We start from the raw sequence: 1,072 nt of genomic DNA, 5'->3' as shown, positions 1-1,072 counted from the left end.
CAAGGACGCAGCGAACGATGAAGCGGTGACGAATGAACAAGGCAAGGGAAGCATCGCGATTAGCGGTGTAGCCGAAACACCAGTAGCTCGTCCAGCAGCAGACCGTGTAGTGGAAGCAGCGGCAGCGGCTAAGCGCCAAGAGATTGAATCGAATGGCAAGTTAACCGAGGAAGAGCAGAAAGCAGCGCTAGCGAAGGTTGACGCAGCCTTAGCAGCGGCTAAGGAAGAGATCAAGCAAGCCGAAAGCAGTGCCGACGTAGCAGCTAAAGGTGAAGCCGGCAAGGCAGCAATCGAAGCGATTAAAGCGATTGAGGACCAAGCCCAAAGCACGAAGGACTTAGCGAAAGCAGCGATTACGCAAGCTGAGCAAGATAAGAAGCGACAAATTGAGAATAACACTCAATTAACTCGCGAAGAGAAGAACGACGCAATCAGCGCGGTCGAAGCGAAAGCAGACGCAGCGCGTAATGCGATTGACGCAGCCAAGAAATTGGCGGATGTTCAAGCTCAAGAAGTGCAAGGGAAAGCCGACATCGCAGGCGTGGCAGAAACACCAGCAGCGAAGAATGCGGCGAAAGCAGCCATCCAAGCAGCAGCCGAATTGAAGAAGGCTGAAATCCGGAACAATGGCAACTTGACCGATGAAGAGAAAGCCGAAGCGATTGGGAAAGTAGACGAAGCCGTAACGAAAGCCAACCAGGCGATTGATGAGGCAACGACCAACCAAGCGGTAACGGATAAGCAAAACGATGGAACGCAAGCGATTCAAGCAGTGCCAGTGACGGCCGTGGCGAAGCCAGCAGCCATCGCAGCAGTGCAAGCAGCGGCGGATGAGAAGAAGCAACACATTCAAGCGAATGGTGGCTTAACCGAGGAAGAACGCAAGACCGCCATCGCGGAGGTCGAAAGCGAATTAGCCAAGGCTAAGCAAGCGATCCAAGACGCAGCTAAGCAAGCCGACGTGACCGGTGAACAAACCAAGGGGATTGCGGCGATCAAGAATGTGGCCGAGACCCCAGCGACTAAGACGGAAGCGAAGGACGCGATTGAACGCGCGGCGGAAACGCAACGT

General features: G+C 54.4%; 1 protein-coding gene. It reads left to right on the top strand.

The annotated features are described in order from the left end of the window. Positions 1–1,072: DUF1542 domain-containing protein (locus HMPREF3093_RS05815; protein WP_143227668.1), on the top strand; the 1,072-nt coding region annotated here is incomplete at both ends.

Origin of the sequence: Abiotrophia sp. HMSC24B09, from assembly GCF_001815865.1 — a bacterium.
Lineage (GTDB): Bacteria > Bacillota > Bacilli > Lactobacillales > Aerococcaceae > Abiotrophia.
Note: the sequence above shows the minus strand (reverse complement) of the source record. Positions and strands in the feature narration are given on the sequence as shown.